Annotated in this window: 11 protein-coding genes; 1 reads left to right on the plus strand and 10 read right to left on the minus strand. The window is 39.5% G+C overall.

What is annotated here, in order from left to right; translation table 11 throughout:
* Positions 1-134 precede the first annotated feature (134 nt).
* Positions 135-1580: a YfcC family protein gene (locus JOC48_RS03215; RefSeq protein ID WP_239584153.1), complete on the plus strand. Its 1446-nt coding sequence runs from the start codon at positions 135-137 to the stop codon at positions 1578-1580.
* Between the two features lie 641 nt (positions 1581-2221).
* On the opposite strand, the gene JOC48_RS03220 is transcribed toward JOC48_RS03215, so the two are convergent.
* From JOC48_RS03220 to JOC48_RS03265, 10 genes are all read right to left on the minus strand, one after another.
* A complete protein-coding gene (locus JOC48_RS03220; RefSeq protein WP_204497605.1) occupies positions 2222-2479 on the minus strand; it encodes a hypothetical protein in 258 nt (85 codons plus the stop codon).
* Between the two features lie 51 nt (positions 2480-2530).
* Positions 2531-3859, minus strand: coding sequence for an ammonium transporter (locus JOC48_RS03225; protein ID WP_204497606.1), 1329 nt, complete (start codon positions 3857-3859; stop codon positions 2531-2533).
* Between the two features lie 192 nt (positions 3860-4051).
* On the minus strand, positions 4052-4816 hold the full coding sequence (fabG, locus tag JOC48_RS03230) for a 3-oxoacyl-ACP reductase FabG (protein WP_204497607.1): 765 nt from the start codon (positions 4814-4816) through the stop codon (positions 4052-4054).
* 123 nt (positions 4817-4939) lie between these two features.
* On the minus strand, positions 4940-5956 hold the full coding sequence (locus tag JOC48_RS03235; RefSeq protein ID WP_204497608.1) for a phosphotransferase enzyme family protein: 1017 nt from the start codon (positions 5954-5956) through the stop codon (positions 4940-4942).
* A 36-nt stretch (positions 5957-5992) separates the two neighbouring features.
* Positions 5993-7267 carry a class-III pyridoxal-phosphate-dependent aminotransferase gene (locus JOC48_RS03240; RefSeq protein ID WP_239584154.1) on the minus strand — a complete coding sequence of 425 codons (1275 nt, stop codon included), beginning with the start codon at positions 7265-7267 and terminating at the stop codon, positions 5993-5995.
* A gap of 31 nt (positions 7268-7298) precedes the next feature.
* Positions 7299-8039: an ethanolamine ammonia-lyase subunit EutC gene (gene eutC / locus JOC48_RS03245; RefSeq protein WP_239584167.1), complete on the minus strand. Its 741-nt coding sequence runs from the start codon at positions 8037-8039 to the stop codon at positions 7299-7301.
* A gap of 76 nt (positions 8040-8115) precedes the next feature.
* On the minus strand, positions 8116-9498 hold the full coding sequence (locus tag JOC48_RS03250; protein ID WP_204497610.1) for an ethanolamine ammonia-lyase subunit EutB: 1383 nt from the start codon (positions 9496-9498) through the stop codon (positions 8116-8118).
* 138 nt (positions 9499-9636) lie between these two features.
* Positions 9637-11082: an ethanolamine ammonia-lyase reactivating factor EutA gene (locus tag JOC48_RS03255; RefSeq protein WP_204497611.1), complete on the minus strand. Its 1446-nt coding sequence runs from the start codon at positions 11080-11082 to the stop codon at positions 9637-9639.
* A 203-nt stretch (positions 11083-11285) separates the two neighbouring features.
* Positions 11286-12242 (minus strand): PDR/VanB family oxidoreductase, encoded by a 957-nt coding sequence (locus tag JOC48_RS03260; protein WP_204497612.1) that lies wholly within the window; start codon positions 12240-12242, stop codon positions 11286-11288.
* Between the two features lie 21 nt (positions 12243-12263).
* Positions 12264-12803 (minus strand): dimethylamine monooxygenase subunit DmmA family protein, encoded by a 540-nt coding sequence (locus JOC48_RS03265; protein ID WP_204497613.1) that lies wholly within the window; start codon positions 12801-12803, stop codon positions 12264-12266.
* Between the last annotated feature and the right edge of the window lie 8 nt (positions 12804-12811).

Consider the following 12811-nt stretch of genomic DNA (forward strand, 5'->3'; position numbering starts at 1 on the left):
TTTATAAATATTATTTCAATGGAAGGCGGGACAAAAGTGGATGATTCATTCAAACAATACATATCACCTGGGTAACGAAGATAAAGAATTTACAGACTTATCTACAAAAAATTTAGAAAGCGAGGGAAATGTGAATGGCTTTAGAAAATACAGTTCCATCATACAAGCCACAGCATAACAAAGATTCAAAGAAAAAGTTTACTATGCCACATATTTACGTCATATTATTTATCTTTAGTGCCATTGCAGCGATTGCAACATATTTTGTACCTGCAGGAGTTTATGAAAGAATTCCAGGCCCTGAAGGAAGAACAACCATTGATCCAGAATCCTATCAAGTAGTTGAGCAAACACCTATTGGCTTGATAGACTTTATGCTAGCAATTCCAACAGGACTCGTCGATGCAGGTGTTGTTGTATTTTTTACTTTTATCATCGGCGGCATGTTCATGGTACTCCGCAAAACAGGTATTATTGAAATTGGTGTGGATAAATTAACTAGAAAGTTTTCCAATAAAAGTATTACGTTGGTACCTGTACTTATGATCGTATTTGCTGCTATTTGTAGTCTGATTGGGACGCAAGAATTAAGTTTAGTATATGTCCCAGTTATATTGCCACTTATGATTGCACTACGGTTTGACTCAGTTGTTGCAGCTGCCGTTGCTTTAACCGCTACAACCGCAGGGTTCACTACCGGGGTATTAAATCCAATTAACACAGGACTTGGTCAAAAAATTGCTGAGATACCAGTTTATTCAGGAATAGGATTAAGAGCTGTAGCATTTGTCGCTGTCCTTACGATTGGCATTGTGTACGTTTTACGTTATGCAAAAAAAGTTCAAAATAACCCTGAATTAAGCTTGGTTTTTGACGAAGACAGAGAAAAACGAGAGCTATATCAAAACACAAAACAAACAAGTGGACGTAAAATGACAAACAAACAATTGTATGCTTCTATTGCAACATTAGGATTCTTCGCAGTACTTGTTTATGGTGTCCTAAATCAAGGCTGGTTCATGCTGGAAATGTCTGGACTGTTTATCATCATGGGTATCGTTGTTGGGTTAATTGCAGGATTAAAACCGACAGAAATTTGTGAAGGATTTAATGAAGGCTTTCGCGATGTATTAGTTGGAGCAATGATTGTTGGGGTTTCCCGAGCAGTTGCAGTTGTTATGGAAGAAGGTCAAATCATGGATACCATCATCCATGGTCTAGGTAATGTTGTAGGTGACTTTCCATCTATCTTAAGTGCAATTGGAATGTTTATGGTTCAATTGCTATTCAATTTCTTAGTTCCATCAGGAAGTGGACAGGCTTTAGTTACGATGCCAATTATGGCACCACTTTCTGACCTAATAGGCATAACAAGACAAACTGCCGTACTTGCTTATCAATTAGGAGATGGCATAGGTAACATTCTTTTCCCAACATCCGGTTACTTTATGGCAACACTAGCCTTAGCAGGGGTTGGTTGGCAAAAATGGGTTCGCTTTTACTTACCTTTATTTTTCATGTGGGTTGCCGTAGCAATAGTTTTATTAATCTTTGCCCAAGCTGTACAGTGGGTAGGATGATTTTAGGGATTGTATGGGACATGGTGGGTTCGAATCCCCATGTCCTTTCCATGTGAAATCGCTAGGATGATCTTCTCCTTCAGTAAACGCAAAGCAGTTAAACTAGAATGATAATCTCTTATGTTGACTGTCTCTGATTGACATATTTATCTTTTTCCAATAGCCTTTCTACCATCATTCTTCTCTTTTCTCGTTTTCTTCTGCATACGGCACAGCTTAAGTAACGATTTCCTTTTGCATAGAATTCACTATGATGCTTTGTTTTTTTACATTTATAACATACTTGAACCCCTTCAACGTTTATCATCTAATATGACCTTACTTTATATCATTGTGACGTAGACCACCTAGCGTCTACAACTGGGTATGAATTTCCATACAAAAATTGTAAAGAAACGTTGGTAGATATGCAATTCTATTGTTAAGAATATTGTCAAACTTTGTTTATTATTGCAGTTTTGTTTGTTATATTGGTGGAGATAGTACTGATTAGATATGTAAACTCTGAGGTATCGCTGTGACCATACCATCTTAGTAGAGAAAGTACTGTAGTGGATGCTTTGGAAGCGGAGTGACTTTGTGAACATCCTCTAAATATAAAAAAGAGGCTAACGCTCAGCCTCTTTTTTATATTAGATCTTCTATTGAATTGCTACACCACTTGCAACTGCTGGTGCTTCCTCGTCTTTCTCATGCACAGATTTACCTTCCGTTACATATTCAGAATATAAATGTATCGCTCGCTCAAAACTTTCATTTTCATGCCTTACCATTCGAACAAGCAATCCTGCTAAAATAACCACACCGATGATCAGTGATAGAAAAACCCCCATGGATGCTGGACCGAATGTAAAATAAGCTTCTGCACCTTCCCACGACGTAATTGGACTAGTTTTCACTAAAACCTCTCCTTTCAATTTTTGTATTCATCAACGTTTTAAAAACGCAAATTATTCTTCACCAGATACCTTTTTCTTTTCCAAGATTGGAGTAATCTTTCCTGCCGTAGCTGGTATCCCTTCAGGAAAAGCTGAGGCAGGTATTTCTGAAACATCAAGACCAACAATTTCAACTTCCGGCGGAATGCGTAAGGCATTCAGCTTCTTCATAATAAATGAGATCCCGTATCCTGGAATAAAACCTAAAGCAGCCATGACAATTGCTCCCAGCGCTTGGCCGAAAAGCGAAATTTCTGGACCTGCCACATTTGGATAACCAGAAGCAAATATCCCTACGGCAAGTACTCCCCAAAACCCGATAAATCCATGTACAGAGATGGCACCAACAGGATCATCGACACCTTTTCTCTCCAACAAAGAACCTAAAAGGTAAGCAACAAAGCCACCGATTGCACCGATAACTAGAGCAAGACCCGGATAATAGAGGTCTAAACCGGCACCTACCGATATAAATCCTGCTAAACCGCCAGATATCGTCCAGAATGGTTCACCCTTCGAGCTGAGATAAGCACCAATGATCCCACCTGAAAAGCCCATTAATCCATTAAAGGCGAACGAAGAAAGTGTGGCTGGCGTACCGTAAATAGTTTCCCACTGACCACCGACAATAAAAATTAAACATCCAGCAAGAAACCCGAAGAATCCGACGAAAATTAGCATCATTCCTAAAAAGGCAGATGGTAAGTTATGTGGTAAAATCGGATTTGGTGTACCATCCTTTTTATACTTACCAATTCGAGAACCTAAGTTAAACAGAACACCTAATGCAAAAAATCCAGCAATCGTATGCACAACGCCTGATGCACCGACATCATGATAACCTAATTCTGTTAACAACCATCCCTCTGGATGCCATCCCCAGGCTCCGCCTAGAATCCAGATAACCGAACCAAGAATACCAGCTAATATAACAAAAGCACTTAGCCTAATTCGCTCAATTACAGTTCCCGATAAGATAGAAGCTGTTGTTGCGGAAAACAAGGCAAAAGCTCCCCAAAATACACCTGTCGCATTATCAGCAACATTTGGTCCCATATTTTCCGACCATGGTAAGGCGGCTAATGATGCCTCATCAAATCTCGGAATGAATCCATCTGGAAATGCGTTGTAGATCCACCAACCAACTAAATAGAAGGTTGGTATAACAATTGCCAGCGCCATAAAGTTTTTGACTGATGATGCCAAGACATTTTTTACGCGAGATACACCGACCTCTAATGACAAAAATCCTGCATGAATAGCAAACATTAATGCAATACTCCACCAATAATAAATTTCCATGTTAACATTACCTAGCATATTAAAAGCTTCTTCTGTCATTTTTTCACCAACCTTTTATTTATTTATTTCCTTTATTCAACCCAAATCTTCTGCAACACGTAACAGGGAGCACTTATGTGACTACTTCTCCGGACAACACCTCCTTTAATTATGCACTAGAAAGTATTTGATTATTTTTAATATTCAAATAACTTTCCGCGTATTTTTACCGCAAATTTTCACACCCCCTCGTTAAAAGGAATCCAAATCTTCCGGTACTGTCTGTCCACCGTCCACGGTAATTGTTTGCCCTGTTATATAGCCAGCTTGTTGAGATGCTAAAAATGCCGCAGTATAACCTATATCCTCAACATCCCCTAATCGCGCTAAAGGAATTGCTTTCGTCATATTTTCCAAATAAGTTTCGCCCATATCCTGTAATCCTTCCGTCATCACATTACCCGGGAGCACCGCATTAACGGTTATCTGATACTTCGCAAGCTCTAATGCAGCACTCTTCATAAACCCTAATTGGGCCGACTTACTAGCACCGTAATGTGACCAACCAGAATAACCAGTTATAGGACCAGTAATAGAGGATGTTAGGACGACACGCCCACCTTTCGCTTCCTTTAGATAAGGTAAACAAGCTTGCAAAGAGAATAGCGCCCCTTTCGCATTCGTATTTAACACAAGATCCCAATCCTCGGTTGTCATTTCTTCTAATCCCACATTAGGAAAAATACCTGCATTCGCACAAAGAATATCTATTCCACCGTAGGCTTCTGCTACTTGAGCAGTCATCCTTTCTAAGGAGGATCGATCTGTAACATCTGCCTGAAACGCTTCGGCTCGATACCCATTCCTTTTTATTTCCGAGACCGCAGACGCTGCTGTATCCTGATTTCTGGCAACAACTGCAACATCTGCACCAAGCTTAGCAAACACAGATGCGATTCCCTTCCCAATTCCTTTGCTACCTCCTGTAACGACGACTGACTTCCCTTCAAAATTCAATGATTAATCCCCTCCTCTAGTGAATCATTTACTATAAATAGTAGAACAAATTTCCTCATTATCTGATCTGGACAACTATTCTATTAAACCAGTGACAAAATAAGGATCAGGTAATAGACAGAACTATTGAATCTTATATAGTTGATTACGAGCTAAATAGTTTCGCGCTAGTTCCTCGGTATTAGCTGTAAAATGAGGCCAATTTTTTTCTGCCGTTTCAAGGTCAAAATGACTACGAATCCAAGCAATCAGCTGTAACCTTCGCAGCATAATAAACGTAGGAATCATTTCCTCTTCTTTTATAGATAATGGTCGGACACCTCGATATCCTCGAAGCCAAGATCGAACTAATGCTGGTGCATAAGACTTATCCTCGATAAAGCTTAATGCTGCTGCCAAGTCATATAAATACCAACTATAGCCACAATCATCAAAATCGATTACTTGAATCTTGTCATCTATTGCTAATAAATTCGCAAGCCTCAAGTCAGCATGGATTAACCCGAAACGGCTAGGTCCTTTACCAAATTCCATAACAGCTGTCTCTATCTGATCAGAAACAGATTCAAATAATTGGTTGAGCTGAGGAGTAATACCGTAACCATCCTGCCATCTCCCCCACCTTGGACGCTTACCTATAAGCGCATCAAAATCTAATACTGGTCTTTCTAAACGCGATGATGGAGTCCATGTTTGACTATGCTTGTGCAAGAGTGCGGTAATCTCTCCCAGCTTTTTAAAATAGAAGATTAGATTACTTACATCTGATTCGTCCGGCTCTTCTCCTTGTAAAAATTCAAACATTACAAAATGCTGTTGTTGTCCCTGTTCTTCATCTAAAAATGTTTGAATATACGAGCCATTTTTCCCCTTAATTGGAGCTGGAACCTCAATCGATGTATCTTGTTTAATTGCATGCAACCAAACGAGCTCATCCTCAAGCGCTTGTTTATGGTGATACCCAACTCGATTAATCCGTAAAATAGCTTTTTCTTGTTTTTGTGAATCGTTCACTAAATAGGTTGTATTTTCCGAGTAATTTAACAGGTGTAACGTTGCTGAATCAGAAAAGTCATAACATGCAAGCGCTCGTTCAGCCACTTTATTGGCCACTTCGACTTGACTCTGGACACCTTCCATTACCATATCTCCTTTCCATTCTTTATTAAGTGGAAACTAACCGACGGATTGATCTGCTTTTACATGCGCAAATGCTTGCTCTATGCCTTTTTCAAGGCGAGCTAACAATTCATCACAAAAAGCAACATCACATAATAGACCCGGTTTAAATTGTAAGACACTTGGATCAAGCATGGAATAAATAGCCCATACCCCATGATCATATAAGCATTTCATCACATATTTCGCTCCCTCAGGATGGTCAAACTCCAATCCCATTACCAAACCATTTTGACGAACCCCGACGAAAAAGTCCGGCAGCTTTTGTCTAATGGCTTCAAGTCCTTTCGCCAAATAATCGGATATAAATGCTACATTTTCCTGCACATCTTCTCGCGCTGTTATTTCTAATACTTTTAACGCGACCAAGCAACCAAGCTCTGAACCCCCAAAGGTTGACATATGTGCCTTACCGTCTTCCAGCAGCCACTGTCCTGCTTTTTCATTTACTACCGTTGCTGCGATTGGATAAATACCACCACTTAGTCCTTTTGCGGTTACTAATATATGTGGTTCAACCCCATATTTCGTGATCGCCCACATGCTGCCTGTTCGCATTAGACCAGTTTGTACTTCATCTGCAATGAATAGGGTGTCATATTGCTCACATAATGCCTTCACTTGCTTCAAATAAGTAACATCGGGCATTGGAAATCCATAAGTAGCTGGAATTGTTTCGATAATGACACAAGCAATATCATTACCTGCTAAAGCTTTTTCCATGGCATTTATGTCGTTAAAAGGAACATGAATATATACGTTTGGATCCCCTCTACTCAGAAAAGGCTCGGAAAAACGGTGGTCACCTAATGCAACAGCTATCCCAGTATGACCGTGATAGCAATGTTCAATCGATACAACCTTTCTCCTTTTTGTCGCATATTTGGCGCATTTTATCGCTACATCGATCGCTTCTCCCCCACCACTTGAAAAAATCGAATACTTCAATTCACCAGGACAAGCTTTTGCTAACTTTTCTGCTAATTCCGCACGCATGACTGATGGAAAATGGTGATTTCCAATATCATAGCTTTGTAGCCCTTCCTTTAAAGAAGCAATTATTTCAGGGTTTCGATGCCCTAGGTTATAGGTTCCACCATTTAAATGTAAATTCATCAATTGCTTGCCATCCATATCATAAAAGTAATAACCTTCGCGTTTATCCATCACTAAATCAACGCCTAGCTCCTGCCAGTTTTCTGTTTTATGCGGGTTCCACCAGCGTATGGATTTATCGATTACCATATCCTTTGTCATGTTTATGTGCTTCATATGACAACTCCCCCTAATGGTTGGTTCTTTTTTAGAATGCAAGTGCTACACCACTCGTCTTTTGCTTTATCATTTTTTTCAAAAGCGTACCGATATGAGCGCCTGCCTCAACAGCAGGTGTACCGCCAGGATGGATATTCGAAATGACATTGCGATTGGACTCCTGCACGCCAAACCTTGGCCGGTAACATATATAAGCGCTCATCGAATTCGCAGATACTAAACCGGGACGTTCTCCAATCAATAAAACAAGCACTTCCGGTTGTAATACTTCCCCAATATGATCCATGCATGCAACCCTGCCACCTTTCACAAAAAAGGGAGTCCCTGCCGATAAATTGTTCACCTTTAATGAATCATATAAAGCCGGTAACACATTTTCCAAATTCGTGTCAATGGCACTTGCACTAAGGCCATCAGATACAACAATTTGCACCTGTGGTCTATATTCACATCTTGCTTTAATTGTTTTAACCGCCTCGTCTGTTAGTTTTCTTCCTTTGTCTGGGCGCTTTAAGTACTCTTCTTTTGTTTCAAAGCATGTATCTACAGAAAATAAATCAAATTCTTCTAAGTAACTAACGTCGACCTCCCCACTAACCGCATCAATTGCTGCAGCGTGATCGAGTTGAAATTGTAATATTGCTTTCGTTTTTGGACGTGTTCCTGTACGCCCAACCGCAATCCTTGCAGGAGTTGTACGCAGCATTTCCTCTATGCCAGCTTTATTCACTCCGTCAATTAGCGTTCTTTTATTTTTTGTTCCAAACATGTTTGGAGCTTTCAGCGGTTCCTTTTCAAACATAGCATCACCTTGATCCTTATGGTAAGTTCACATCTTCGTCTTCCTATGCTTGTAGCGTTGTTTTCTGATGGAAGAAAGATGGATCTCCAGCATATTTCGTTAGTTTCCCGTTCTCCATTAACCCATTCTTCTCTAACCATGCTTCAAAGGCTGGGGTCGGCCTTAGTCCAAGTATGTCACGGACACTGGCGATGTCATGAAAACTTGTCGACTGATAATTGAGCATGCAATCATCCGCCATCGGTACACCGATTAAAAAATTGACGCCAGCTGAACCAAGTAAAATAGCCAGGTTTTCCATATCGTTCTGATCTGCTTTCATATGATTTGTATAACAAACATCCACCCCCATCGGAAGACCTTGTAATTTACCCATAAAATGATCCTCTAATCCAGCCCGAATAACTTGTTTACTATCATATAAATACTCTGGACCAATAAACCCGACAACCGTATTTACAATAAACGGTTTGTAGCGTTTAGCTAACCCATAACAACGGGATTCAAGTGTAACTTGATCTACTAGGTGATGCGCATCGGATGAAAGCTCGGACCCTTGACCTGTTTCAAAATACCATCGGTTCGGCCCTTGTGCGGTACCTTCTGTATGGATTAATTCGTCCGCTTCATCTAGCAGTTTTATATCAATGCCAAAGGATTGATTAGCTAATTCAGTACCACCAAGACTTTGAAAGATGAGATCAGCTGGAGCACCATCTTTAATGGCACGCATTTGCGTAGTAACATGTGCAAGTACGCAGTTTTGCGTAGGAATAGCCCAGCTATCGATAACCTCTTTCGTCATCGTTAAAATGCTCTTCACACTTTCAGCGGTATCAATGACTGGATTAATCCCAATCACCGCATCACCAACCCCGTAAGCTAATGCTTCGTATAATGATGCACGAATTCCCATAATATGATCAGACGGGTGATTTGGTTGTGCTCGACCAGCTAAACAGCCTTTTTGACCAATGGTGTGGTTACATGTTGTTTCCACACTTATTTTGGAAGCTGCTTGTATTAAATCCATATTGGTCATAATTTTGGTCACTGCCGCTACCATCTCACTAGTTAATCCGAGCCGAAGTCTTTCTATATCCGGTGGTCTTGCCATTTCAGATAGAAGAAATTCTCTTAACTCAGCTACTGTCCAATTAGAAATAAACTCATATACGCGTTCATCAACTTGCTCTTCGATTAACCTGGATACTTCATCATTTTCTGGAGGAATAAGTGGATGATTTCGAATATCCGCCAAAGTGAGATCTGCAAGTACATGTTTCGCTGCCAAACGTTCTTTTGCATCACAAGCCGCAATCCCTGCCAATTGATCACCAGATTTCTCTTCATTCGCTTTAGCCATTATTTCTTTTAAATCTTTAAATAGATACGTATCGTTTAATAACCTAATCTTTTTGATCACTGAATCTCCCCTTCGAATTCCATTGAGTTCAATTCATCCATACCTCATCTAGCCATCTATGAGAATATAAAGTTTGAAACCATTTCTATTCAACGATAAATTGTGAAAAAATTAATAGATAGAAACAAACGGATTAGATTAAGAAAAGGCTAACGTCTTAACAACTACTGGAACAGTCGACTGATGTATCATTTCTCCAATGTCTAGAAAATCACCATGCTTCACTTGAACTTGATCGATACAGATAAGATCAAAACGACCCCCTGCTAATACCTTTATCGCCTGACCAAGTGCTTTGGCCATATCTTGTTCACACACGATGATCATCAAGTCTGACTTAGGAAATAACGCTTGATAAACCTGATTAAGGGTAATGGCTAGTTGTTTTATAAGTAAATAAGAAGTTTTCACATTCCCTAGAATATGAATAGCAAAGGGTGCTTTTAAAAAGTCCGGATACATCTCTTTACCCTTTAATAGAACGGAGTATATGGTGTTATGTAGAGTCTTCTCCTTTTGCAACGTATCTTCTGCAATCTCGCATGTTAATACTGGAATGTTTCGAATAGGTAACCTACCCCGGTCAGCATAAATCGTTGAGCCGCTTATTTCAGTACTTTGCATGCCAGCCCCTATAACCGTTGCGCGCGAAGTTTGCTCCGCAGGTACTTGTTTTATTTGATAATTATTGATTGTTTTTTGAAGTTCACACGTGATGAGAGGTCCTACGTCTTGATATACTGCTATATCCGATATAGATTGTGGTTCTGGGTAAAAGCGTAACGCACCAATACCGCCAGAAATAAAAATCGCATCCACGGAAGGTAATGTAGTTGTTGTATAGCTATGAATCAGTGGATCATCCTTCTTAAAGGACCCACGCATTAGAATAGTAACCATGTTCTCACATAAATGTTGGATGATGGTTTGTAACAAAACAAAGGATACTTTTTCTCCTTTTTGAAGCCGGTAGTTATTTTTTTCTAACCAAGGCGTGATGGCGTCTGAAACATGAAGTATTTTACCTTCTTCATTCATTTCTATTAATCTGCCACCAACAAGAAAAGTAACGGAAGCAACTACTTCTCCTTGCCTCATATAAACAGCATTTGCAGTTCCCCCACCTATGTCAATGTTGACCACGGTAAGTACATTGTCGATGGAATACTGAAATGCACCTGATCCTTTTCCTGCCAAAACTGCTTCTAAGTTGGCACCAGCGATTGCTACAACAAAATCACCTGCGCGCTCTGCAAGAAAATGAATCATTTTCTCCGCATTTCTTTTGTTAGCTGTTTCACCTGTTATAATAACGGCCCCGGATTTAATGTCAGGAACACGGATCCCTGCTAACACATACTGTTTTTTAAGCCATGCTGCTATACGTTCTACGTCGATTTCGTCTTTCGAAAGAAGTGGAGTTGATATAATATCACTTTGAAATAAAATAATTCGATCAGAAATTTCAAATGTTGGAATGGAAAAAGGATTAGATGTACTGTTAATCAATAAATGACTGACAATCATCTTCGTTGTACTCGTACCAATATCAATCCCAACACTCGTCACCGGAGTGATTTCCATTACCAACCCCTCCTTGATGTGAATGAAACTAACATTATGTTGACATGTTTAATCCCATTTAACAACGAAATCTTCCTAAATAGCGAGAAATGTAAGAACTTCTACCAAGGTTTTTTAAATTTTTATGAAAAATATCAGAAGAATCATAGTGGCATTTGCCCTTTAAAAAGAAGCAAGAGGATCGCCCCCATGCTTCTTATCGACTATATGTCAAGAACTAGTGTTTTAGATTTGGCCCTCGACACACAAGGCAAAATCACTTGTAAGGTTTTCTTTTCTTCATCCGATAAAAATTGGTCTCTATGATCAACCACCCCTTCTTTCACATTTAGTTGACAACTTCCGCACCCACCAACACGACAGGAGTAAGACGCATCAACCCCTCCATCTAAAAGAACATCTAATAAGTTTTCCGTCTCTGAAACATAGAACTCTTTCTTGCTTTTCGATAGCTTTACATGAAAAGGAGTTTTTGGACCCATATCAGGAGGAGAAAACAATTCAAAATGAACATTTGCCTTTGGATAACCATAAGCATGTGCACGCTGTGAAAACTGCTTTACCATTAACTCAGGGCCACAAAAGTAAACGTGCGTTCCGATCGGCTGTTCCTTCATTAAATCTGGTAACATGCGATTGTTTAACTCGGAGAAATAAAAATGACTATGTTCTGGAAAATGCTCATTGATTAGTGGAAAGAAGGGACAAAGCTCCTTTGACCTTGCTGCATAGTGAAGCTCAAATTCAATCCCTCTTTTTTTCAAGTCAAACATCATAGCAATAAATGGAGTGATTCCAATCCCCGCTGCAAAAAACACGTGTTTTCTTGCCCGAAAGCTAAGTGGGAAGTGATTTTTTGGATTGCTAATAAATAGACGGTCCCCTTCTTTAATGCACTCGTGCCATGCTTCAGAACCTCCTCTCGAAGATTCACTTTTTCTAATGCCAATCACGTATTCATTTGGAATCTCAGGGTTACTCGCTAATGAATAATGACGCTCTAATTTTTTTCCGTTATTTTCTATATAAGTAGTGACATGTGAACCAGCACTGAATCCAGGTAACCTTTCTCCACGAGGGGGAACTAATGTAAAGCTTTTGACGGAAGATGTTTCTATTTTTACTTTTTCTACAATTACTTGTAAAAATTTCGTCTGCAATGTAATCCAACTCCCTTTCGTCTATATGGCAATATAGCCTAAATAAGCTTCTTTCACTCTTGAATAATGCTCCGAGACATCGAGCTTTGTCTGACAATGATTGCACACGACTGTATGTTCATCGGTTAAGTTATTGTAGTGATAGCACTTTACACAAAAAAGCTTTTCTTTTTTCTCTCCAACTTGCAGCAATCGCATTTCCTGTTCGGAAAATCCAATTTCTATCGCTTGTCTTTTTATCGTCCTTACAAGTTCAGAATCACACCCCAACAATAGATAAGTACCTATGGTTTGGTTAGAGAGGACTTCCTGTACCGTTTCTTCTGTTATTACTTTTGCAAACGAAAATTCTATTGGCACTAGCTGATCTATTTTTTCTTTCATAAATAAGGGGTTTTTTTCATTCATCAATAGATAAGCTTCTATTCGGTTGTTTAATCGAGCGAATTGCTTCCATTGAGGTTGTATCTCGTTTAACCCCTGCTGATCTAAAAACAACACTATTTTTTGAGCATTTTCCGGAATCTCAATGGACTCGATTACTTGTTCTTTAAAAGTCATAGCATTCA

This window comes from Aquibacillus albus (genome assembly GCF_016908325.1).
GTDB classification, from domain to species: domain Bacteria; phylum Bacillota; class Bacilli; order Bacillales; family Amphibacillaceae; genus Aquibacillus_A; species Aquibacillus_A albus.

Coding starts and splice junctions, on each gene's coding strand:
- JOC48_RS03225 (WP_204497606.1), bottom strand. CDS start 3,859: ATGACAGAAGAAGCTTTTAATATGCTAGGTAATGTTAACATGGAAATT.
- JOC48_RS03235 (WP_204497608.1), bottom strand. CDS start 5,956: ATGGAAGGTGTCCAGAGTCAAGTCGAAGTGGCCAATAAAGTGGCTGAA.
- JOC48_RS03215 (WP_239584153.1), top strand. CDS start 135: ATGGCTTTAGAAAATACAGTTCCATCATACAAGCCACAGCATAACAAA.
- eutC (WP_239584167.1), bottom strand. CDS start 8,039: ATGTTTGGAACAAAAAATAAAAGAACGCTAATTGACGGAGTGAATAAA.
- JOC48_RS03265 (WP_204497613.1), bottom strand. CDS start 12,803: ATGACTTTTAAAGAACAAGTAATCGAGTCCATTGAGATTCCGGAAAAT.
- JOC48_RS03240 (WP_239584154.1), bottom strand. CDS start 7,267: ATGAAGCACATAAACATGACAAAGGATATGGTAATCGATAAATCCATA.
- JOC48_RS03255 (WP_204497611.1), bottom strand. CDS start 11,082: ATGGAAATCACTCCGGTGACGAGTGTTGGGATTGATATTGGTACGAGT.